This window comes from uncultured Ruthenibacterium sp. (genome assembly GCF_963558415.1).
Taxonomy (GTDB): domain Bacteria; phylum Bacillota; class Clostridia; order Oscillospirales; family Ruminococcaceae; genus Ruthenibacterium.
On the sequence record NZ_CAUWGY010000034.1, the window covers coordinates 1 to 22,975 of the forward strand.

At 48.0% G+C, this 22,975-nt stretch carries 22 protein-coding genes and 1 pseudogene; 19 read left to right on the plus strand and 4 right to left on the minus strand.

From position 1 onward, the window contains the following. The 3 genes and pseudogenes from AB5H98_RS07435 to AB5H98_RS07445 all read left to right on the plus strand — a co-directional run. A pseudogene (locus AB5H98_RS07435) lies at positions 1 to 1,960 on the plus strand (type I restriction endonuclease subunit R); the annotation flags it as partial. A 26-nt stretch (positions 1,961 to 1,986) separates the two neighbouring features. Continuing rightward, a complete protein-coding gene (locus AB5H98_RS07440) occupies positions 1,987 to 4,728 on the plus strand; it encodes an AAA family ATPase (RefSeq protein ID WP_367925285.1) in 2,742 nt (913 codons plus the stop codon). 254 nt (positions 4,729 to 4,982) lie between these two features. Continuing rightward, entirely contained in the window at positions 4,983 to 5,300 is a 318-nt protein-coding gene (locus AB5H98_RS07445) for a YbjQ family protein (protein WP_367925286.1), read from the plus strand. Between the two features lie 62 nt (positions 5,301 to 5,362). Here the strand turns inward: AB5H98_RS07445 and AB5H98_RS07450 are convergent, their stop codons facing one another. The 3 genes from AB5H98_RS07450 to AB5H98_RS07460 form a co-directional block, all read right to left on the minus strand. Continuing rightward, positions 5,363 to 6,052, minus strand: a complete 690-nt coding sequence (locus tag AB5H98_RS07450; protein WP_367925287.1) for a DUF1129 family protein — start codon at positions 6,050 to 6,052, stop codon at positions 5,363 to 5,365. Beyond that, on the minus strand, positions 6,049 to 6,387 hold the full coding sequence (locus AB5H98_RS07455; RefSeq protein WP_367925288.1) for a PadR family transcriptional regulator: 339 nt from the start codon (positions 6,385 to 6,387) through the stop codon (positions 6,049 to 6,051). Before AB5H98_RS07455 ends, AB5H98_RS07450 begins: the two co-directional genes overlap by 4 nt. 111 nt (positions 6,388 to 6,498) lie before the next feature. After that, on the minus strand, positions 6,499 to 7,410 hold the full coding sequence (locus AB5H98_RS07460) for a LysR family transcriptional regulator (protein ID WP_367925289.1): 912 nt from the start codon (positions 7,408 to 7,410) through the stop codon (positions 6,499 to 6,501). Positions 7,411 to 7,600: 190 nt separating this feature from the next. Between AB5H98_RS07460 and AB5H98_RS07465 the strand changes: the two genes are divergently transcribed. The 16 genes from AB5H98_RS07465 (at position 7,601) to AB5H98_RS07540 (ending at position 22,588) form a co-directional block, all read left to right on the plus strand. Next, complete coding sequence (locus tag AB5H98_RS07465; protein ID WP_367925290.1) at positions 7,601 to 8,812, plus strand: iron-containing alcohol dehydrogenase; 1,212 nt, start codon at positions 7,601 to 7,603, stop codon at positions 8,810 to 8,812. Between the two features lie 147 nt (positions 8,813 to 8,959). Further along, on the plus strand, positions 8,960 to 9,802 hold the full coding sequence (locus AB5H98_RS07470; protein WP_367925291.1) for a sulfide/dihydroorotate dehydrogenase-like FAD/NAD-binding protein: 843 nt from the start codon (positions 8,960 to 8,962) through the stop codon (positions 9,800 to 9,802). 2 nt (positions 9,803 to 9,804) lie between these two features. After that, positions 9,805 to 11,202: an NADPH-dependent glutamate synthase gene (gltA, locus tag AB5H98_RS07475; RefSeq protein WP_367925292.1), complete on the plus strand. Its 1,398-nt coding sequence runs from the start codon at positions 9,805 to 9,807 to the stop codon at positions 11,200 to 11,202. Positions 11,203 to 11,398: 196 nt separating this feature from the next. After that, positions 11,399 to 12,808: an MATE family efflux transporter gene (locus AB5H98_RS07480; protein WP_367925293.1), complete on the plus strand. Its 1,410-nt coding sequence runs from the start codon at positions 11,399 to 11,401 to the stop codon at positions 12,806 to 12,808. Positions 12,809 to 12,832: 24 nt separating this feature from the next. Continuing rightward, positions 12,833 to 13,381, plus strand: a complete 549-nt coding sequence (gene yfcE / locus AB5H98_RS07485; RefSeq protein WP_367925294.1) for a phosphodiesterase — start codon at positions 12,833 to 12,835, stop codon at positions 13,379 to 13,381. Between the two features lie 3 nt (positions 13,382 to 13,384). Further along, a complete protein-coding gene (locus AB5H98_RS07490) occupies positions 13,385 to 14,212 on the plus strand; it encodes a tRNA 2-thiocytidine biosynthesis TtcA family protein (protein ID WP_367925295.1) in 828 nt (275 codons plus the stop codon). A gap of 109 nt (positions 14,213 to 14,321) precedes the next feature. After that, positions 14,322 to 15,416, plus strand: coding sequence for an ATP phosphoribosyltransferase regulatory subunit (locus AB5H98_RS07495; protein ID WP_367925296.1), 1,095 nt, complete (start codon positions 14,322 to 14,324; stop codon positions 15,414 to 15,416). 4 nt (positions 15,417 to 15,420) lie between these two features. Further along, positions 15,421 to 16,068, plus strand: coding sequence for an ATP phosphoribosyltransferase (hisG, locus tag AB5H98_RS07500; RefSeq protein ID WP_367925297.1), 648 nt, complete (start codon positions 15,421 to 15,423; stop codon positions 16,066 to 16,068). Continuing rightward, complete coding sequence (gene hisD / locus AB5H98_RS07505; protein WP_367925298.1) at positions 16,065 to 17,351, plus strand: histidinol dehydrogenase; 1,287 nt, start codon at positions 16,065 to 16,067, stop codon at positions 17,349 to 17,351. Before hisG ends, hisD begins: the two co-directional genes overlap by 4 nt. Beyond that, entirely contained in the window at positions 17,348 to 18,412 is a 1,065-nt protein-coding gene (hisC, locus tag AB5H98_RS07510) for a histidinol-phosphate transaminase (protein WP_367925299.1), read from the plus strand. The genes hisD and hisC overlap by 4 nt, the downstream gene beginning before the upstream one ends. 3 nt (positions 18,413 to 18,415) lie before the next feature. Beyond that, complete coding sequence (gene hisB / locus AB5H98_RS07515) at positions 18,416 to 19,003, plus strand: imidazoleglycerol-phosphate dehydratase HisB (RefSeq protein ID WP_367925300.1); 588 nt, start codon at positions 18,416 to 18,418, stop codon at positions 19,001 to 19,003. Position 19,004: 1 nt separating this feature from the next. Beyond that, positions 19,005 to 19,625 carry an imidazole glycerol phosphate synthase subunit HisH gene (gene hisH / locus AB5H98_RS07520; protein WP_367925301.1) on the plus strand — a complete coding sequence of 207 codons (621 nt, stop codon included), beginning with the start codon at positions 19,005 to 19,007 and terminating at the stop codon, positions 19,623 to 19,625. Positions 19,626 to 19,631: 6 nt separating this feature from the next. Then, positions 19,632 to 20,351, plus strand: a complete 720-nt coding sequence (gene hisA / locus AB5H98_RS07525) for a 1-(5-phosphoribosyl)-5-[(5-phosphoribosylamino)methylideneamino]imidazole-4-carboxamide isomerase (RefSeq protein ID WP_367925302.1) — start codon at positions 19,632 to 19,634, stop codon at positions 20,349 to 20,351. Continuing rightward, positions 20,348 to 21,112, plus strand: coding sequence for an imidazole glycerol phosphate synthase subunit HisF (hisF, locus tag AB5H98_RS07530; protein ID WP_367925303.1), 765 nt, complete (start codon positions 20,348 to 20,350; stop codon positions 21,110 to 21,112). The genes hisA and hisF overlap by 4 nt, the downstream gene beginning before the upstream one ends. Before the next feature lie 13 nt (positions 21,113 to 21,125). After that, positions 21,126 to 21,773, plus strand: coding sequence for a bifunctional phosphoribosyl-AMP cyclohydrolase/phosphoribosyl-ATP diphosphatase HisIE (hisIE, locus tag AB5H98_RS07535; protein ID WP_367925304.1), 648 nt, complete (start codon positions 21,126 to 21,128; stop codon positions 21,771 to 21,773). Continuing rightward, positions 21,770 to 22,588: a histidinol-phosphatase HisJ family protein gene (locus AB5H98_RS07540; RefSeq protein ID WP_367925305.1), complete on the plus strand. Its 819-nt coding sequence runs from the start codon at positions 21,770 to 21,772 to the stop codon at positions 22,586 to 22,588. Before hisIE ends, AB5H98_RS07540 begins: the two co-directional genes overlap by 4 nt. A gap of 32 nt (positions 22,589 to 22,620) precedes the next feature. Here the strand turns inward: AB5H98_RS07540 and AB5H98_RS07545 are convergent. Further along, the coding region (locus tag AB5H98_RS07545; protein ID WP_367925306.1) for a pyridoxal-phosphate dependent enzyme at positions 22,621 to 22,975 on the minus strand (355 nt) is incomplete at its 5' end.

Genomic DNA, 22,975 nt, shown 5'->3' on the forward strand with positions numbered 1-22,975 from the left:
GGTGCTGGACAGCCAGCTGCAAAACACCGTCTACCAGTTCGATCATGTGGCGGGTGTGGTACAGAAGATTGACAAGAACGCCCAGCAGCTCCGGGAAGCCATCGAGGCCGGGACGGGCATCATCATCACCACGCTCCAGAAGTTCCCGGTCATCTACAAAGAAGTGCGCTCTGGCAACAAGCGGTTTGCGGTCATTGTGGACGAGGCACACTCCTCCCAGACCGGCGACGCCGCCCGCAAGCTGAAACGGGCGCTGGCCGATACCGAGAAAGTTCTGGAGGAGTATGCTCAGCAGGAGTATGAGGAGGAGGCCAAGCGGAAGGACGATGAGGACAAGCTGCTGGATGAGCTGGCCGCTCAGGGCGTTCATGAAAACCTGTCCTTCTTCGCCTTCACCGCAACCCCTAAGGACAAAACGCTGCAAATGTTCGGCCAGCGGGATGAAAACGGCAAATATCATCCCTTCCATGTGTACTCCATGCGGCAGGCCATCGAAGAAGGCTTTATCCTGGATGTGCTGCAAAACTACATGACCTACAACATGTACTTTAGGATTGCCAAGGCCATCCCGGACGATCCGGAGCTGGACACCGCCGCGGGTGTGCGTGCTATCCGGCAGTTTGAGACGCTGCATCCCCACAATATCTCTCAGAAAACGGCTATCATGTTGGAGCAGTTTCGCAATGTGACCCGGCACAAGATCGGCGGAAAGGCCAAAGCCATGATTGTGACGCCCTCCCGGCTCCATGCGGTGCGCTACCTGCTGGAGTTCAAGCGGCAGATCAAAGAGAAGGACTACACTGACTTGGATGTGCTGGTGGCCTTTTCGGGAGAGGTGGAGGACAACGGCGAACCCTACACCGAGGAGAAACTGAACAAAACAAAATCCGGCGAGACCATCAAAGAAAAGGCCCTGCCGGAGGCGTTCCATACAGACGAATACGGGATGCTGATCGTGGCAGAAAAGTATCAGACCGGCTTTGATGAGCCGCTGCTGCACACCATGTTTGTGGATAAGAAGTTGTCCGGCGTGAAGGCCGTACAGACCCTCTCCCGGCTGAACCGCACCATGCGTGGAAAAAAGGATACCTTTGTCTTGGACTTCGTCAACTCCGCCGAGGACATCCGGAAGGCCTTTGAACCATACTTTGAGGAGACGGTACTGGAAGAGGAGACCGACCCCAATGTGGTGTACGACTTAAAGAACACCCTGGATGAGTACCGCGTGTACCAGCAGATGGAAATCGACCGGTTTGCGGAGATTTTCTATTCCTCCAAGGAACAGTCCGGCGGCGATTTGGGTAAGCTCCAGAGCACTATCCGCCCGGCACTGGATCGTTTCGAGGCGCTGGAGGAGGAAAAGCAGGATCTCTTCAAGTCCACTCTGGCCCGGTTCAACCGGATCTATGCCTTTATCACGCAGGTTTGCCGCCTGTTTGATAAGGAAATTCACAAGTTCAGCGTATACGCAAAATTCCTCTATACTATGCTGCCCAAAGGTGGGCAGGATAAGGTCTATGTGGACGACAAGGTACTGTTGGAGTATTACCGCTTGGAAAAGGACTTTGAGGGCGAAATTCAGATGGAGAGCACCCCGGAGGGATTCCGGCCCATTACCGGCGAGGCTGGCCGCAAAGAGAAGAAGCGTGACCCATTGACGGTCATCATTGATAAGATCAATGAGAAGTACGGCACCAACTTCACCGAGATGGATAAGGTGTTGCTTCAGATGGAGAATGACTATGCCGCTCAAGATAAGTGGCACAGCTATGCCCAGAACAATGACCGCAAGACCTTTATGTTGCTGTTTGAGAAGGATTTCCCCAACATGGCTGCCGCCCGGTATGAGCAGAATGAGGACTTCTTCGTGAAGATGTTCTCTGACCCGGACATGATGCGGCAGGTCATGGAAACAGTGGGAACGGTGTTGTATGAGAGGCTTAAAGGCCAAAAGGAATGAAAAGGAAATAATAAGGTGATGAAACTATGATTGAAAAAGTAAAAGGTCTTTCAATCTGTGGTCGTTGCTTTTCAAAGAAAACAAATTTGGCTTTTTTTCCTAATGATAACGACCGTATTGCTATTGTTTACGGTAAAAATGGAAGCGGTAAAAGTACAATTTCAGATGGCTTTTCTCAAATTGCTTCTGGCGAGGATGCAGAAGAATTATCTGCTTCACTGATTGATCGAGCTGATAACGAGATCGGTTTGGTACCAGAAAGCAAAATATTTGTATTCAACGAAAAATATATTGACGAAAACGTAAAAATTGATGCAGATGGTTTAGGGACCATTATTCTTTTGGGTGGTCAAGTTGATTTACAGGCAGACATAGATCACTACATATCGCTTTTGGATTTGGCACAAAAAGAATGTACTGCGGCAGAAACGGCACGAGAGGCGTTTGAACAAAAACGTAATCCTCTTAGTCCTGATTATCATTTAGCACGCATCAAAAAAGTATTACAGGGTGATTGGGCGGCAAAGGATTCTGCGATTAAAGGGAATAGAGCCAATTCAAAAGTGACAGAAGAAGTTATTAAAGAAATTGGCGGTATGCCAGTTGGCGAAACAAGAGAGCAATTACAGCAGAAGTTCGACGAAACAAAAGCTTTATTGGACAAGGTGGCCGATGCTACAACAACCTATCCGGTACCTGTCCGTAAAATTACATTTCCGGAAGGCTTTGAAAAAACGCTTTGCTCGTTATTGGCGAAAGCAGTAGAAAAACCGGTGTTAACTGAACGAGAGTCCCTCATCCTTTCAATGATTCAGAATGGAAGGCAGCCTATTGTTGAGTCGGCAAAAAGAGACTTTAGCGACAAAGCGACAACGGTCTGTCCATATTGTTTCCGGGAAATTGATGAAGAATATCGGCGAGGCTTAATTGACAGTATCAATAAAGTGTTAAACAAAGATGTAGATGCTCATAAGGCTGAATTGCTTGCAATATCATTTCCTCAATTTAGTGAAGACTATTCTGGTTTTATAGACTTGGATGCTGAGTTGGTAAAAACGATTCAGCAGCAAATAAGCATTTGCCAGGAGTTGATAGCTCAATATGAAGAGGCCCGACAACAGAAACTTAGTAGTGTTTATAATCCATTAAATATTTCTCCTGTAGGCTTAGAGAGTGGTATACAACAGCTTAATGTATTTTTGAGTAAGCTTGAGTTAAAACGGCAGAAATTTGTGGATGCGGTTCGCCAGCGGAAAGCAATTCTGCAAGAGTTAGTTTTGATTAACAAAAAAATTGCACACTTACAAATAGAACAAGCATATCGCGATTACCAGAAGCAGCAACGTGCAATGAAAGCGGCAGAGAACGAATTGCTTGCTAAACAGAAAAAAGTGAGAGAAACTGCAGAGCATTTGAAAATACTTGAACAGAAAAAATCAAATGTAGGGCTGGCAATCGAAAGCATTAACAATGCACTTGACTATGTGTTTTTTTCGCATGGGCGGCTTTCAATTGAGTTGAAAAATGACAAGTACTACTTGAAATCGAATGGTAATGATGTTAAGCCCAAAAACGTATCTTTGGGAGAACGAAATATCATTGCGCTGTGTTACTTCTTTACACAGATATTGGCAAACCAGGATATTGAAAAATTATATCAAAATGAGGAATTGGTGGTTATTGATGATCCGATTTCGAGTTTTGACTTCGAAAACAAAGTTGGCATAAGTTCGTTCCTTAGATACCAAGCGCATAAAATTGTTAAAGGTAATGACAAAAGCAAAATTCTGTTTTTGACTCACGATTTATCGACATTTTCGGATTTGCAAAAAATAGTTGATGAAATCGAGAACTCCTTCAAAAAACAGAAGCCCGGTGTATCTATAAAAGGCAAATCATTTGAATTGCAAGGGCGAGTTTTATCAAATCCAATGAAGTCAATTAATGAATACCGGGATTTGTTGCGCATGATTTTTGATTATGCAATGGGTAATACCAATGGTTTAGATTTGACAATTGGTAACGCTATGCGACGTACATTGGAAGCATTCTCGACATTCATTTATGGTACAGGAATTGCGGAAGTCTCTTTTGATCCAAAGGTTATAAAAAGTTTGGGTGAGCATTCTAAGTATTTTGAAAATCTTATGTACCGGCTTGTGCTCCACGGGGAAAGCCATTTTGAAACACGCGTTTATGCCATACAAGATGACCTTAATTTTTATCGTTTCATTTCTGAAAAGGAAAAACAGCGTACTTGTGAGGAAGTACTATGTTTTATGTACTGCCTGAATCCTGATCACATTGAATCGCACATTCCAGAAGCTGTCTCAGAAATCCAAAAATGGATGACGAATATTCCTACAAACAAGAAATTTGATATAGCAGTTGCTGCTAAAAAGAAATTTATTCCCCTATATAACATTCCTTTATCAGCTGGTTTGGGGGAGGAAATATTGGGAAGCGATATACCCTTTGAGGAATATGAAACGGATGCTGAGGATGGTGACTTTGCACTTCATATCTCCGGCGACAGCATGGAGCCGGAAATCCCTAACGGCAGCATTGTCATTGTTAAAAAGCAATGTGATGTACCTGACGGAATAAGTGGTGCGTTTTTCCTTAACGGGGAAGTTTATTGTAAAAAGTTGTTACATAAAGATGGAAAAGTTTTCCTGTGTTCGGCAAATACAAAATATGACCCGATTCAAATTCGTGATGAGGACAACTTAAAAGCCTATGGGAAAATTGTCAAAGTGATTTGTTAGTGTTATAATACTTCTAAGCTATCTGAGTATCCATCTCAAAGGCAGTACTTGATAGGATGATCCGATAGATTTTTGATAGCAAAAGTCCGAATAGACCTTAGGATAAGGATAATCTGCATCAAATAGAATCATGTCAAATCAAATTTGCTATACAAAAAAGTTTAGAAACAAGTTTGACTTGGCGAATTTGAATAATGTATTCGCGTTTTTCAAAAATGTTCGGCTGAAAAAATGACGTGGATAGGAGGATATTTATGCTCATTGTTACGACAGATTCGATTCCAGGGAAAAACTATGAAATCATTGGAATTGTTGAGGGAAGTACGGTTCAATCGGTTCATATCGGAAAAGATATCATGAACTCTTTTAAAACGCTGGTTGGCGGTGAACTGACTTCTTACAACGATATGATGAATAGCGCGCGCAAACTGGCCACAGAACGGATGATTCAGAATGCGCAGGAGTTGAATGCGGACGCCATTGTATGTGTAAGATATTCTTCTTCTTCCATTATGCAGGGAGCTGCTGAAATCATTGCTTACGGTTCGGCAGTCAAGTTTGTTTCGCAATAGTGTCATTCTAAATAAAAGGCAGCGTCTTTCGGTACGGACGTGCGAAAGATGCTGCCTTTTTATTATTTAAAAGATTTAGCATAGAATCGGTCCAGCCAGACATCGCAAACTTTGTGGATTGCAAAGCAAATCAAAATCAGTACCGGCGCCCATACGGCCGGGATGGAAAACAAAATGATGCCCCGTAGCAGAACGCTGCATAGCATGCACACCAGAAGCGCTGTCAGAAAAAATAGAAAGCTTTTTTTCTCCGATGAGAGACCCTTCTTCGGATGCTCCGGAGCAAATGAAGTGCGGCAGATGTATAGCACGAGAGCACCAGCCGCTCCGGGAATGAAAATACAGTTGAGCAGCGATCCGGCACTGACGGGAAGATGGGGCCAACTGCCTTGTACAAGAGACTGAATCAGAGCCGAGATTGCCCAGATGACAAAGAGAATGCCTAGGTAAAGCCCACCATTGCCTAAAAAAGTGACGATTTTTTCATGCAAAGTGCGTGGAGGAAGTTCTGCTATCAGAGCATCGCAGAACTCTTTTCCGTCACCCAGTACATTTTCCATGGTGTCCCCGCGTGCTTGCCCTTCCAGCATCATTTGCAGAATGTCCCGGCGGGCCTTTTCCTGTTGGTACTCGTTGGCTGCACTGGCTCGCAGATAGACAACCAGATTGGTTTCTAAAGCTTGATTTTCGGGCGAAAGCTGTGTTGAAAGTTGATTGTTTTCATCTCGAATTGTGCGAAGAAGATGATTCATATCGTTTCCTCCTGTTCCATATCGGCCAAAAGGCATCCAACCGCCTGTGTCAACTCCTGATAGTGATTCACAAATTTTTGGTATTCCAATTTTCCTAAGGGAGTTAAAAAGTAGTACTTTCGTTTGGGCCCAAGCTCGGAAGGGCGGAAAACAGCTTGAATCCATCCGTTTTTTTCCAATCTAAGCAAAAGTGGATAGATGGTCCCTTCGGTAATTTTCCCAAATCCATATCGCTGTAATTGTTGTGAAATTTCATAACCATACGTTTCATGCCGAGAAACAACTGCTAAAATGCAGCCCTCCAATGTTCCTTTCAGCATTTGAGATGGAATCACGTTGAAACACCTACCTTGCATTACAAAGTACCTTTGCTATATTGTATTGCATAATACTGTTTTTGTCAAGAGAAAACCCGGTCAACGTCCAGAAGTTGACCGGGTTTTTCTTTAAACTTGCATGAGTGCGTTGATTTCTTCATGTACCGTATCCAAAAAGCCGGATGCCGCATCCGGAAGATGACCGCGCCAGATAGCGGCGTCTCGATAAACCCAGCCGGAGGAGCAGGGGCGCTGCACCAACTGTTCCCGCTCCAGGACCTCGGCGGGCATGGGGCTTACCCACATAAAGCTGCCGCGAACACTGCGAAGCACATCGAACTGTGCAGCGCGATCGTAGACCAGAATATGTGAACCCGACTGGCTGTCCTGCGCCGTGGGGGATATATCCTCCGGAGAGGTGGCGGTAATGTCCCCATGCAGGACTTCAGGGTATTCTGCCAATCGGCTGGGGGAAATATCTGCGATGGGAGCCAGCGGATGGCTTTTGTGCATAAGTGCTACCATATGAAAATCCCACAGAGGAGCCAGGTGCAGCCCTTTGGCAGCGGCCAGCCCCTCAAAGTAATCTGCCCGTTCGGTATGGTAGCGAACGATGCCCAGATGTGCATCACCGGTGAAAACGTTTTGGATGGTGTCGCTGGCATTGGCTTCTCGATATTGCAACCGAAATTGACCATTGGCATGTCCCTGTGCCCATTGGCAGAATGCACTGGCCACATAGCTGGCCCTGGGTACACATAGAGAAAGCTGTATCTCAGTTTGTCCCTTGTGCTGATACAGGGCCTTCAAACTTTCCACTTGACCAAGAATTTTTCGAGCATATACCAAAAATTCTTCTCCTGCCCGTGTGGGCTCTATCCCTTGGCTGGTGCGTCGAAACAGTGAACATCCCAGTTCTTCTTCCAACTCTCGAAGTGCCTTGGATAAGTTGGGCTGGCCCATATATAATTTTTTGGCTGCTTTACTGATAGAACCGCATTGTGCAATTTCTACTGCATAGCGCATCTGGGTCAGATCCATACAAAATCTTCCTTCCTTGGATATTGTTAAAAAATAAACAAGCCATTCTTTTTTCATATAGCCCTTATTCCTATTATACATTTTACAACGAAAAAAGAAAATGATAATATTTTAACAAAGGGGAGCGGAGAGCTCCCAAAATACAATCGTGCCGGGTTTGCCCGGAACATACAAGATGGAGGTCATTACAATGGCACGTTTTACATTACCCCGTGATTTGTATCATGGCAAAGGTTCTTTGGAAGAGCTGAAAAACCTGAAAGGCAAAAAGGCCATCGTCGTTGTTGGCGGCGGCAGCATGCGTCGTTTCGGCTTTTTGGACCGCGCCGTTTCTTATTTGAAAGAAGCCGGCATGGAAGTTGAGCTGTTCGAGAATGTCGAACCGGATCCTTCCGTGACCACCGTTATGAAAGGCGCCGAGGCTATGCGCAAATTCCAGCCTGACTGGATTGTGGCCATGGGCGGCGGCAGCCCCATCGACGCTGCGAAAGCTATGTGGGCGTTCTATGAGTATCCCGACTGCACCTTCGAGCAACTGATCACTCCGTTCAGCTTCCCCGAGCTGCGTCAGAAAGCGCACTTCTGCGCCATTCCTTCCACTTCCGGCACTGCGACCGAAGTGACTGCGTTCTCCGTCATCACCGACTATGACAAGGGTATCAAATATCCTCTGGCTGACTTCAATATCACTCCGGACGTGGCCATCGTTGACCCGGATCTGGCTGAGAAAATGCCCCCGAAGCTGACCGCTCACACCGGTATGGACGCTATGACCCACGCGATTGAGGCTTATGTGTCCACTCTGCACTGCAACTACACCGATCCTCTGGCTCTGCACGCCATCAAGATGATCCACAACGATTTGAAGAAATCCTATGACGGCGATATGGATGCTCGTGATCGTATGCACGACGCACAGTGCTTGGCCGGCATGGCGTTCTCCAACGCGCTGCTGGGCATCGTTCACTCCATGGCGCACAAGACCGGCGCTGCGTTCTCCGGCGGCCACATCATCCACGGTGCTGCCAACGCAATGTATCTGCCAAAGGTCATTAAGTACAACTCCAAGGTTCCTGAGGCTGCTGAGCGCTATGCTGAAATCGCCCGCTTCATCGACCTGCCCGGCAACACCACCGAAGAGCTGGTGGACGCTTTGATTGCTGAGCTGCGCGAGATGAACAAACAACTGAACATTCCTCTGTCCATCAAGAACTATGGCGAGGGCGGCGTGATTGCTGAGAAGAGCATCATCGACGAGAAAGAATTCAACGAGAAGCTGCATGACGTGGCTGCCAATGCCATTGCCGACGCCTGCACCGGCTCCAACCCCCGTCAGCCCAGCCAGGAAGACATGGAAAAACTGATGCTGGCTGTGTATTATGACAAAGAGATCGATTTCTAATCGAATTTTTTGCCGGAATTGACAAAAGCATAAATTGGGGCGCATTCCAGTCCGCATTTGTGCTATACTGGAAAGGCGAAGCCGCTGGGCAGCGGCTTCGCCTTTTTCAAAGTGAAGTTGTCACCGTTTTTTAAGGAGTGAAGGACATTGTACAAAATTTTAGAGAAGGAAGCGCTGAACCCCACGGTCACCAAAATGGTCATTGAAGCACCGCTGGTGGCTCACAAAGCGCAGCCGGGCCAGTTTATTATCTTCCGCGCCAGCGAAGACGGCGAGCGCGTCCCGCTGACCATTGCCGACTACGACCGCGAGAAGGGAACCGTTACCATCATCTTCCAGATTGTGGGCGCTGCGACCATGGAGCTGAACGCTTTGAACGAAGGCGACAGCCTGGTGGATTTTGTGGGACCTCTGGGCACTCCCAGCCATTTGGACGGTCTGAAAAAGGTAGCCGTTGTAGGCGGCGGTGTGGGTTGCGCCATCGCATATCCCACGGCCAAAAAGCTGCATGAACTGGGCGCTGAGGTACACTCGATCGTGGGCTTCCGCAACAAAGATCTGGTCATTCTGGAAAAAGAGTTTGAAGCGGTTTCCAACCGTGTGGTGAAGATGTCCGATGACGGCACCTGGGGCGAAAAAGGCCTGGTCACCAACGCTCTGGAAGCGCTGATCAAAGAGGGCAATCAGTATGACGAAGTGATTGCCATTGGCCCGCTGGTTATGATGAAGTTTGTCTGCAAACTGACCAAGGAATATAACATCAAAACCATTGTGTCCATGAACCCGATTATGATTGACGGCACCGGTATGTGCGGCGGCTGCCGTTTGACCGTGGGCGGCGAGACCAAGTTTGCCTGCGTGGACGGCCCGGACTTTGACGGCCATCTGGTGGATTTTGACGAGGCGATGCACCGCGGCAGCATGTACCGCGACTTTGAAGCACACGCCCGTGAAGCAGAGTGCAATCTGCTGAAAAAGGAGGTCAAATAATCATGCCCAACATGGACCCGAAAAAATGCCCGATGCCGGTACAGGACCCGGATGTGCGCAACAAGAACTTCAGTGAGGTTGCGCTGGGCTATACTTATGATATGGCAGTGAATGAGGCAAAGCGTTGCCTGCACTGCAAAAATAAACCTTGTGTATCCGGCTGCCCGGTGGGCATTGACATCCCCGGCTTTATTGCCAAAGTGGCCGAAGAGGACATGGAGGGCGCTTATCAAATCCTGTCCGCTTCTTCTGCGCTGCCCGCTGTTTGCGGCCGTGTCTGCCCCCAGGAGAACCAGTGCGAAGGCAAATGCGTGCGCGGCATCAAAACCGAGAGCGTAGGCATCGGCCGTCTGGAGCGCTTTGTAGCGGATTGGCATCGGGAGCACTGCACTGAAAAGCCCCAGATGCCTGTTCCCAATGGGCACAAAGTGGCGGTTATTGGCTCTGGCCCTTCCGGTCTGACGGCTGCTGGCGATTTGGCAAAAATGGGTTATAAGGTAACTGTATACGAAGCCCTGCACACCCCCGGCGGCGTGTTGGTTTACGGCATTCCCGAGTTCCGTCTGCCCAAAGAGATCGTTCGTAAGGAGATCGAGGGCCTGAAGGAAATCGGTGTGGACGTGGAGACCGACGTGGTCATCGGCCGTACGCTGACCATCGACGAGCTGTTCGACATGGGCAACGAAGCGGTGTTCATCGGTTCCGGCGCGGGCCTGCCCCGTTTCATGGGCATTCCCGGCGAGAGCCTGAACGGCGTGTATTCCGCCAACGAGTTCCTTACTCGCATCAACCTGATGAAGGCTTACAAAGAAAACGCCAAGACACCGATTCAACACGCGAAAAATGTGGCCATTGTAGGCGGCGGCAACGTGGCTATGGACGCTGCCCGCTGCGCGAAACGTCTGGGCGCGGAGAACGTGTACATTGTGTATCGCCGTGGTATGGAAGAATTGCCCGCGCGTAAAGAAGAAGTAGAGCATGCAGTCGAAGAAGGCATTATCTTCAAAACTTTGTCCAATCCTGTTGAGGTGTTGGGCGATGAAAAAGGCTATGTAAAAGGCATGGTCTGCCAGGAGATGGAGCTGGGTGAGCCGGACGCTTCCGGACGCCGCCGTCCTGTGGCGAAAGAGGGCTGCACCTTTACGCTGGATGTGGACTGCATGGTTATGTCCATTGGTACCAGCCCGAATCCCTTGATTCGCTCTACTACCCCGGGCCTGGAAACCAATAAACACGGATGCATCATTACCAATGGCGAGGATGGCTTGACTACCCGCAATGCGGTTTACGCAGGTGGTGACGCGGTCACTGGTGCTGCTACGGTTATTTTGGCTATGGGTGCTGGCAAGAGTGCTGCGAAGGCCATTGACCAATACATTAAAAGTAAGGATCAGAAATAATTTCTGACACATTTTTGCCCGAACCGGCGTATGTCGGTTCGGGTTTTTTAAGCTTTGAAAATAGTCGATATACATTTGCAAGTCGTTTTTGCAGATGCTTGCTTGATCGATGGGAGGGGGGAAGATTGCGTAATACTGCAAACAATGGTAAAATAAAACCAGTGGACGGGGAATTAGGGTGAGAGGTGAACGGAAAATGAACGCTTTGTTGTCGAAAATATTTTGCGCACAACGAGTTTTAAAAAACACGCCGCCGCAGGGGGAGATCCCGGATGATGAGACCCTTTTGCGGCGTACTTTTCGTGTAGCGTGGCCGTCAACACTGGAGTCTTTTTTGGTGGCACTTGTAGGAATGGTTGATACCATTATGGTGTCACGTCTTGGAGCCTATGCGATTGCAGCGGTGGGTCTGACCACACAGCCTAAATTTATTTGCTTGGCTGTGTTTATGTCTTTGAACATTGCGGTTTCTGCTCTGGTGGCAAGGCGAAAAGGAGAGGGAGATCGGGAAGGTGCCAATCGGGTTTTAGCACAGTCGATGGTCCTTACCGTGATGTTTGCCATCGTTATTACAGCAATAGCAATTTTGTTCGCCGAACCCATTTTGCGCCTTACCGGAAGCAATGCCGAGACACATGAAAGTGCGGCCGCTTATTTCCGAATCATTTCAGCGGGCATGATATTCAATGTGATGAGCATGGTCATCAATGCGGCGCAGCGCGGTGCTGGAAATACAAAAATTGCAATGCGCACGAATTTGGTTTCCAATGGTGTCAATATTGTCTTCAACTATCTATTGATCGAAGGGCATTTTGGGTTTCCGCGCCTTGGCGTGGCAGGCGCCGCAGTCGCCACAGTAATTGGTACAATGGTGGCACTTGCTATGAGCGTATTATCCGTAGCTCATCCAGAAGGCTTTCTGTATCTTCAGTTCCAGAAAAAACGCTTTCGCCTTGAGAGAAGCACGCTGGCGACCATTGCCAATATCGGGTCATCTTCCCTTGCGGAACAGTTGTTTTTGCGTTTTGGCTTTTTAACATATGCAATGATTGTAGCACGTCTGGGAACAACTGCGTTTGCTGCACATCAGGTCGGAATGAATGTTATTACGATTTCCTTTGCTTTTGGTGATGGGCTTTCGGTCGCATCCGTAGCATTGGTGGGACAGAGCCTGGGAGAAAAACGGGGGGACTTGGCCCGGATTTATCTTTCTTTTTGTCAGCGGGTCGGTTTGTTTTGTTCACTGACCTTGGCGGTGGTTTACTCTGTGGTAAGTCGCGATGTTTTTCGGCTTTTCTCATCGGAAGAAGAAATTCTGGTGTATGGTGAAATGATCATGCGCATGGTGGCGTTGATCGTTATCATGCAGGTAGCTCAGGTGATTTCCAGTGGCTGTCTGCGTGGGGCGGGTGACACCAAATATGTCGCAATTGTGTCTTTAGTAAGCGTGGCGTGTATTCGTCCACTTGCCGGATATGTATTTACTTATCCGTTGGGCATGGGACTGTTTGGGGCTTGGATCGGTTTGGTGTTGGATCAATTTATGCGTTTGATTCTTACTTCGATTCGTGTGCGCTCAGGCAAATGGCTTAATATTCGGATTTGAGTTTAAAGAAAAGGAACGATTTAAATGAAATTGGTATTTGCAAGTGACATTCATGGCTCGGCTTACTATGCTCAAAAACTTGCGGAGCTGTACGAAAAAGAAAACGCTGAAAAGCTGATTTTATTGGGGGATTTGTTGTATCATGGGCCCCGCAATGATCTTCCACGGGATTATGCACCCAAAAAGGTAATCGCCTTGCTGAACGGGCTGAAAAATGAAATTTTGGCTGTGCGAGGAAATTGTGAGGCTGAAGTGGATCAGATGGTGTTGGAATTCCCAGTTATGGCGGATTATGCGGTCCTTTGGCTGGAAGGTCGAATGATTTTTTTGACACATGGACATCTTTTTAATGAAGAACATATGCCATGTATGCACAAAGGAGACGTGTTGATTCATGGTCATACACATGTGCGTGTGGCTGCAGATCGAGGCGACTACTTCTTTTTAAATCCCGGTAGTGTTTCTATTCCCAAGGGGGATGGTGTTCACAGCTATATGGTTTATGAAGATGGTGTGTTCACTACAAAGGATTTGGATGGCAATGTGTTGGAGACGCTGTCCATTCGGCGGTGAAATATGGAAAAACGAGTCGAAATCGAGAGAAGCATCATCAAAAAGTATAAAAAGCCTATTTGGCATCGTTTCATTGGTGCTTGTAAAGATTATCAATTGGTACAGGCAAACGATGTGATTGCCGTCTGTATTTCAGGTGGCAAGGATAGTTTTTTGCTGGCCAAATGTATGCAGCAGCTTTCCAAACATTCCGATGTGCCTTTTACGGTGAAATTCTTATGCATGGACCCGGGTTATCGTCCGGAGAACAGGGCGTTGATTGAAGAGAATGCAGAAAGAATGGGGATTCCGCTTCATATTTTTGAGACGGATATTTTTGACAGTGTAGCCAACATTACGCAATCCCCCTGTTATCTGTGCGCGAGAATGCGGCGGGGGTATCTGTACAAAAATGCGCAGGCATTGGGCTGTAATAAAATTGCGTTGGGACATCATTTCGATGACGTGATTGAAACAACGCTTATGAGTATGATTTGGGGCGCGGAATTGAAAACCATGATGCCTAAATTGCATAGTACCAATTATCCCGGCATGGAATTAATTCGGCCGCTGTATCTGGTGCGCGAGGCGGATATCCTTGCTTGGAAACGTTACAACGGGTTGCGCTTTTTACAATGTGCTTGCAGGTTTACGGAGCAAGATAATGAAGAGGCCAGTGCGGGTCGCGGGGCACGTGGCCAAACGAAAGAATTGGTAAACCATTTGCGAAAATTGAATCCCAAAGCGGATATTAATATTTTTCATAGTTTGCACAATGCCAACTTAAATATGTTGCCTGGTTATACCCGTGACGGTGTTCTGCATAACTTTTTGGACGAATATGACAGTTGATTTTGGCACAGCTTTGTTTTCAAAGCTGTGCTTTTTTCTTGACATTTTCACTTTTATACTTTATCATGCTATTATAATAAAGCAATAAAGCGGATACTGGAGGGAAATTATGAAAGCGAATCCCCGGTTGAAAAGCGAAGAGTTTTTGCCATGCTTAAAAGGTTTGTATCGCCGCTACGGATATTTGCCTTACAAGATGAGCAAATTTGAAGAATACGATTTGTACGTGCGAAATAAGAACTTTCTGGTCAGTGACAGGATTTTGACATTTACGGACATCGACGGCAAACTGATGGCGCTGAAACCGGATGTGACGCTGTCTATTTTAAAAAATTCCCGTCAGGAATCCGGGCTACAAAAGGTATATTACAATGAAAATGTTTATCGGCCTTCCCCTGGGGCACATGGCTATCGGGAAATTTTGCAGGCAGGGTTAGAATGCATTGGAGAGTTGGATGATTATGCCGTAGGTGAGGTTGTCATGCTGGCCGCGCGAAGTTTGGAAATGATTTCGGATCAGTATTTACTGGATATCAGTCATTTGGGGTTTGTGGCGGCTTTATTGGATTCACTCAAGTTAGAGCAACAGGCGAGAAGTCAACTGCTGGAGGCAGTGAGTCAAAAAAATACTTCTGCGCTCTGGTCTTTGGCCGAGCAATGGGCTATTCCACAAAAGACCCGAGATGTTTTATGTCGTTTGGCTCTTTTATACGCGCCGCCGATAGAAGCTTTGCCTCAACTTGAACAGATGGTATGTACGGATGCAATGGCTGCGGCGCTAAAGGAATTGCGGCAGTTGTGGAATCTGCTGGAACAGTATGGACTTGGCGACCGGTTGCGACTGGATTTTTCTGTAGTGGATGATACTCGCTATTACAGTGGCGTAGTATTTCGCGGCTTTTTGCCGGGATTGGCGACTGGAGTTCTTTCCGGTGGAAGATACGACCATATGGTACATAGAATGGGGCGCATTGGTGGGGCCATTGGGTTTGCGGTATATTTGGATCGGCTAGAAGGATATGGTGCTGTTTGCCAAGGGTATGATGTGGATGTGCTTTTGCTGTACGATGAAAATGTTTCGCCGGCCAGAGTAACCGCAGCGGCGAATGCGCTGCTCGCCAGTGGCAAGACGATACGTGTAGAGCGGCAGATTCCACCCGAACTTCGATATAGAGAACTTCGGAGACTGAAAGAGAGAGGGTGAAGGCATGGAGTGGGTAAATGTTGCTCTCCCCAAAGGGCGCTTAGGAGAAACAGTTTATCAAATGTTCAAGCAAGCCGGTTATGCATGTCCTTCTCTTGAGCAGGAGAATCGAAAGTTGGTATTTGAAAATCCAAAAGTTGGGGTGCGATACTTTTGGGTCAAACCTTCTGATGTGGCAATCTATGTAGAGAGAGGAGCTGCGGACGTAGGTGTGGCAGGAAAGGATATCTTGTTGGAGTATACTCCGGATGTGTATGAGTTGGCAGATTTGGGTGTTGGGAAATGTTGTATGTGTGTTGCCGCACAGAAAGGTTTCCGGGATGACAGAGGACGTACACTTAGAGTCGCTACTAAATTTCCCCGTATTGCCCGCAACTATTATGGTGCGATCACCCGAGAGATTGACATCATCAAGCTCAATGGCTCCATTGAATTGGCGCCATTGCTTGGACTCAGCGACGTGATTGTAGATATTGTGGAAACGGGTCGCACCCTCTCGGAAAATGGATTGGAACCTAAAGAATCCATCGTAAAAATCAGCGCTCGATTTATCGCCAACAAAGTTAGCTATAAATTTAAAAATGACGCCATCCAATGTATGGCACAGCGTATGGCTGCACAAGCAAAAACAGAAGGAGAGGGCCGTTTATGATTCCTATTTATTCTTATGGACAGGTGCCGACAGATAAAATTTTTTCCAGAGCGGATAACGGTGCGGATGTTCGTGCAGCCGTCCGGAACATTATATCCAATGTTCAAAAAGAGGGGGATGCAGCGCTTCGTCGTTATGCATTGGAATTTGACAAAGCGCAACTTGATTGCTTAGAAGTCAGTGTGGATGAGATGGATGCCGCCGTTGCATCGCTGGAACCACAATTGGTGGAGCTGCTGAATCAAGCGGCCCGCCGCATTCGGGCGTTTCACCGTCATCAAATCCGAGAAGGATTTGTGGTCAGTGAGGAGAAAGGCGTCGTATTGGGGCAAAAGGTAATTGCGTTGGACAAAGTGGGCTTATATGTTCCCGGCGGAACGGCTGCTTATCCATCCAGTGTGCTGATGAATTGCATCCCAGCAAAGATTGCAGGTTGTCGAGAAATCGTTATGGTATCACCACCCAGTCAGGATGGTGATATCGCGCCGGTGATTTTAGCAGCCGCCCGTATTGCAGGTGTAGACCGAGTATTCCGCACAGGAGGAGCACAAGCGGTGGCGGCGCTGGCTTATGGAACTGAAAGCATTCCAAAAGTGGATAAAATTGTCGGCCCGGGAAACGCCTATGTGGCGGAGGCAAAGCGGCAGGTTTTCGGAAAAGTGGCCATCGATATGATTGCCGGACCCAGTGAAATTTTAATTGTGGCAGATGCTCATTCGAATCCAAAGCATTTGGCGGCGGATTTACTCAGTCAGGCTGAACATGACAAAATGGCCGCGGCGGTATTGGTCACCGACAGTATGGAATTGGCTCAAGCGGTTCAGACCGAAATTGAGCGCCAATTGACTTCACTGCCTAGAGCAGAGATTGCGCGCGTTTCCATTGATCAAAATGGAAAAGTGATTGTTACCGACAATTTGACGCAAGCGCTCGAAATCGCCAATGAAATTGCACCAGAACACTTGGAATTGTGCGTGGATGACCCATTTGCATTTTTATCTCAAGTGCGCAACGCTGGGTCCATATTCCTGGGGCGCAGTTGTCCTGAGGCACTGGGAGATTACTTTGCCGGACCCAACCACACGCTTCCAACCGGTGGAACGGCTCGATTTATGAGTCCCTTGTCAGTGGATGATTTTGTGAAGCGAACACAATTTACTTATTATACCCAAGATGCCTTGAGCAAGGTAGGTGAATCGGTCGTTCGCTTTGCTCGACAGGAGGGACTGGAGGCCCATGCCCGCAGTGTACAGTCCCGGTTTGAGAAAGAAGAGGTCTTATGAGCAAATACATGAGCGCGCAGTTTTCAGGTTTGAAAGCTTACACTCCAGGGGAACAGCCCTTGGACATGGAATATGTAAAATTGAATACCAACGAATCTCCTTTCCCGCCTTCACCGCAGGTAATAAAGGTGATACAGAGCGAACAGGCGAAACGTCTAAATCTTTATCCGGATCCTGAATACACGGCTCTTCGCCAGGCTCTGGCTCAAAGGTACGGCGTAAACAAGGACAACGTGTTTGTGGCGAACGGTTCGGATGAAGTGTTGAATTTTTCTTTTTTAGCTTTCTGCGATGCAAACAATGGAATCGCTTTTCCAAATATCAGTTATGGCTTTTATCAGGTGTTCGCGCAACTGTATCATATCCCTGCAAAGATCATTCCTCTTCGACCGGACTTTCATTTGGCTCCGGAAGACTATTGGAATCTGGATTGTAACATCGTATTCGCAAATCCCAATGCGCCTACAGGATTAGCGATTTCCGCGGCCCAGGTAGAGAGCATTGTGCAGAGAAATCCAAAACATGTCGTGGTAGTAGATGAAGCTTATGTGGACTTTGGTGGCGAGAGCTGTGTGCCACTTACAAAACAGTACGACAATTTGCTGGTGTGTATGACTTTTTCAAAGTCGCGTTCTATGGCGGGCGCCCGATTGGGTTTTGCTATCGCAAACGAAGCGCTTATTGAGGATCTTGATCGGATACGCTATTCCACCAATCCCTATAACATCAATCGTTTGACGGCAAAGGCTGGTGTCGCCGCAGTGGAAAGCGAAGAGTATTATAAGGAAAATTGCCGTGTTATCCGGGAAAACCGGGCGTATACCGAAACGCAATTGGAACGTCGGGGATTTTACACATTGCCATCGCAAGCCAATTTCCTTTTTACTCGTTGCCCGGACATGGATGGAAGCACACTGTACCAAGCATTGAAGCGTCGCGGTGTATTGGTTCGATATTGGGACAAACCCATCTTGCGCAACTACGTGAGAGTAACGATTGGGTCACGGTCGCAGATGGACGTATTTCTAGCTGCAGTGGATGATGCCAGAAAGGAGAAATGAATCATGCGGACAGCACAGATTGCTCGAAAGACAGCAGAGACGGACATCGTCCTCACGTTAAATCTGGATGGTACCGGAAAGAGCGGGGTGAAAACAGGTTGTGGCTTTTTGGACCATATGCTCACACTTTTTGCCAGACATGGCCGCTTTGATTTGACGGTTCGGTGCGAGGGCGATACATGGGTAGATGATCACCACACGGTGGAAGATGTGGCCATCTGTCTGGGAGATGCATTTGCACAGGCGTGGGGAGATTTACGGGGTGTCACACGTTATGGAAGTGCACTGTTGCCAATGGATGAGGCGCTCATTCTCACGGCTGTGGATTTGTCCGGACGTGGCCTGTTGTGCTGCGACATACAGATTCCTACCGAAAAGGTAGGAACTTTTGACACGCAGCTTGTACAGGAGTTTTTGATGGCATTGGCTCGACGAGGAAATTTTACTCTGCACGTCCGTCAGATGGCCGGTGTCAATAGCCACCATATTATTGAGGGAGTGTTTAAAAGTTTGGCGCGTTCGCTTCGACAGGCTATAACGCTGGACGAAAAGGCCATTGGAGAAATTCCATCTACAAAGGGGGTTCTGTGATATGATCGCCCTGGTGGACTACGGCGTTGGAAATTTGTTTTCTCTCTGCTCATCTCTTATGGCTATAGGCGCCGAAGTTTGTGTTACGGGGGATCCGAAGAAAATCCGTGCTGCCGACAAAGTGGTTTTGCCGGGAGTAGGTGCATTTGGCGATGCGGCTTTTCTTCTACACAATAACGGGCTCGACGTGGAAGTGCAAAGAGCAGCCCAAGCGGGAAAACCGCTGCTCGGTATTTGCCTGGGCATGCAGTTGCTGTTGGATCAAAGTTTGGAATACGGTGTTCATACGGGCTTAGGGCTCATTCCCGGTACGGTGCGCCCGATTCGACCATTGATTCCCGCGGGTTATAAAGTCCCTCATATAGGCTGGAATACATTGCAGTTTGCCGATGGTGGACCGGTTCACCCGCTGTTTTCTCACATTCATGCAGGTGATTGTGTGTATTTTGTTCATTCTTATTATGCTGAGAGTCCGGATGAAGTGGTCATTGCCCGCACAGAGTATGGTTCTTTGTTGACGGCGGCGGTAGCACAGGACAACGTGATGGGCGTGCAGTTTCATCCTGAAAAAAGCGGCGACGTAGGGCTTAACATTCTGCGCGCCTTTTGTGAAATGGAGTAGAGAAAAATGATTCTTTTTCCTGCGATGGACTTGAAAGATGGGCAGATCGTTCGTCTTTATAAAGGAGATTTTTCTACGGCACATCAGGTGACCCAAAATCTCCGTGCCACTGTTGCAGCATTTCGGGCTGCGGGCGCTGCGTATGTACATGTGGTGGATTTGGACGGAGCAAAAGATGGCTGGCGTAAGAATATGGACATGGTGCGTACCGTGGTACAAAGCGGTTTGCGAGTACAATTGGGAGGCGGTATTCGTACGGCAGCGGATTTGCAGGAGGTGTTTGACGCGGGGGTATATCGAGCGGTGTTGGGTTCTGCCGCGGTATCCAACCCTCAATTGGTTTCCGATGCATTGGCACGCTGGGGAGCGGAGCATATCGCCGTAGGAGTGGATGCTCGCAATGGAAAGGTGTGTACGGACGGCTGGGTGGAGGATTCCGGATGGGACTACTGTGAGTTTGCCCATAGAATGGAGCTTTTGGGAGTTTCCACGTTGATTTTTACGGATATTGATACCGACGGAACGTTGCATGGCCCGGCCTTTGAAAGTTTGGCTCGATTGCAGCAGACCGTGCGCTGCCGTATCATTGCTTCTGGTGGGGTGAGTAGCAATGAGGATTTGCGTCGTCTGAGCGCGATGGGGCTCTATGGTGCAATCATCGGAAAAGCCTGGTATACCGGCGCAGTAAAACTGGCTCAGGCCATAGAGGCGGAGGGAACACAATGATTACAAAACGTATCATTCCCTGTCTGGATGTAAAGAATGGCCGAGTGGTTAAAGGCGTCAACTTTTTGGATTTGAGCGACGTATCCAATCCGGTGGAACTGGCGAAATTTTATAGCGAAAGCGGCGCGGATGAACTGGTGTTCTACGATATAGCTGCTTCTGTAGAAGAGCGCACTCTCTTCACGGATATTCTTACACAGGTGGCTTCCCAAATTTTTATTCCGCTCACAGTGGGCGGTGGGATTCAAACACTGAATGATTTTGACCGAGTGCTAAAATGTGGGGCGGATAAAGTGAGTGTCAATTCCGGCGCCATTCGCAATCCATCTTTGATTGGTGCTGCGGCGAAGCGGTACGGCAATCAATGTGTGGTACTTAGTGTAGATGTAAAGAGGGTTGATGCGTCCTTTCATGTATTTGCCAAGGGCGGACGTGAAGATACCGGTATGGATGCCATTGAATGGATCCGCCGTGGCGTAGAGGAAGGAGCGGGGGAGATCGTACTTAACAGCATCGATACCGATGGAGTGAAAAAAGGGTTTGACCTAGAAATGTTGGCAGCCGTATGTGATGCGGTGGACGTGCCGGTCGTTGCCTCGGGCGGAGCGGGCGGCAAACAGGATTTCGTTACGTTGTTTGAAACGCTTCCCAAGGTAGATGCGGGACTGGCCGCCTCTATTTTTCATTTTGGTCAAGTTACGATCCCTGACTTAAAGCGCACACTGGCCCAAAGGGGAATTCCCGTGCGTGTTCTGAAATAAAGGAGGAGTTCGTGTGCTTTCTATAAACGATTTGAAATTTGATGCCAATGGGCTCATTCCGGCCATTGTAGTGGATGCCGATTCCGGTAAGGTACTGACTTTGGCTTACATGAACCGCGAAAGTTTATCCATTAGTCTTTCGGAGGGAAGGACCTGTTTCTGGTCTCGGTCCCGTCAAAAATTGTGGCACAAGGGTGAAACTTCGGGCAATGTTCAGTATATCCGTACCATCACAGCCGACTGCGATCGGGATGCACTGGTGATTGTCGTAGATAAGAAGGGCCCGGCTTGCCATTTGGGTACGGATTCCTGCTTTAACGATCCATTGTACATTTCACAATCAGGCGAACCTTTCTGCGTGGAAAAGCTGTATCAGTTATTAATGGAACGGAAAGAGTCTCTTCCCGAAAATTCTTATACCACGTATTTGTTTCAGAAAGGGCTGGATAAGATTCTCAAGAAAATCGGAGAGGAATCCACGGAAGTAATCATTGCAGGAAAGGCTCAAGACAAAGCGGAAACCGTTTACGAAATTGCCGATCTGATGTATCATGTAATGGTATTGATGGTAGAGATGGGAATTTCAGTGACAGATGTACGGAAAGAATTGGCGTCTCGTCACATCATTGACCACAAGGTCAAACAGGAGAAAATGACATGAGACTTCAGAGTTTGCACACCCATACGATTTTTTGTGATGGAACGGGCACTCCGGCGCAAATGGCAGACGCTGCCTTTGCTGCTGGTTGCACTGCAATCGGCTTTTCGGGGCATGCTCCTCTTGAGGGGCAAGATTGGGCGATGGAGCAATTATCGATTCCAGAATATCGCCGCCAAGTGTTGGAACAACGTGACCGGTACAAAGGGCGGATGAATGTTTTTCTTGGCTTGGAACAGGATTTCTTCTCTCCATCGCCTGAGGATCAATGGGATTATTTGATAGGTTCGGTGCACGGCGTTTTTGCAAATGGTGCTGTGCATTGGGTAGATGAAAGCGAAGAAAGATTTCAAAGAATCGTGCAAGAACAATTTGGGGGAGACATTGTGGCGCTTGCGCGAGAATATTATCGCTTGGAAGCTCAAATCGTGCAGCGTACAGGCTGCCAAATCGTAGGCCATTTTGATTTACTGACCAAGTTTAACGAGGGCGATCGTTTGTTTGATACTTCTACCCGCGCCTATCGTCACGCGGCACTGGAGGCGTTGGAGGCAGTGCTGGAACAAGATGCCATTTTGGAAGTAAATACTGGTGCAATGTCTCGAGGCTGCAGAAAAACACCTTATCCTGCGCCGTTTCTTTTGCAAGAAATTGGGCGCAAGAAAGGTCGGATTACGCTGACCGCAGATAGTCACAGTCCCAGTACGGTTGTGTCTGGCTATCGGCAGGCCTTGGAAATTCTTACTCACTGTGGAATTTCCAGTCTGTGGTATCTTACTCCGGATGGTTTTCAAGAAGATCGTTTCCCACAGATATAAAAAAGCACCCGGACGTTTCCGGGTGCTTTTTCTCATTCATACAATTCTTTTCCGGCGAACACGCAGAGAACACGCTGAATTTCCGGCTTTTCTTCCATCAGTTCCCGGGCCGCCGCCAACGTCGCGCCGGCGCTGGGTGATGCAGGTACAGCATCTGTGCGTAGTACCTCTTGGGCGGTCTGATTGGCTACGTTGGAAGCCACCGGAACTACGCCATCCACAATGTAGGGATTGTAGTTTTCCGGCACAAATCCTGCCCCAAGGCCGGGAATGTTATGCTTGCCGACAAATCCGCCGCCGATGGCTTGGCTCTCATAGGGTTCCACCGCGATGATTTTTACATCCGGGTACCAGGCCTTGATGTATTCGCCTACCCCTGTGATGGTG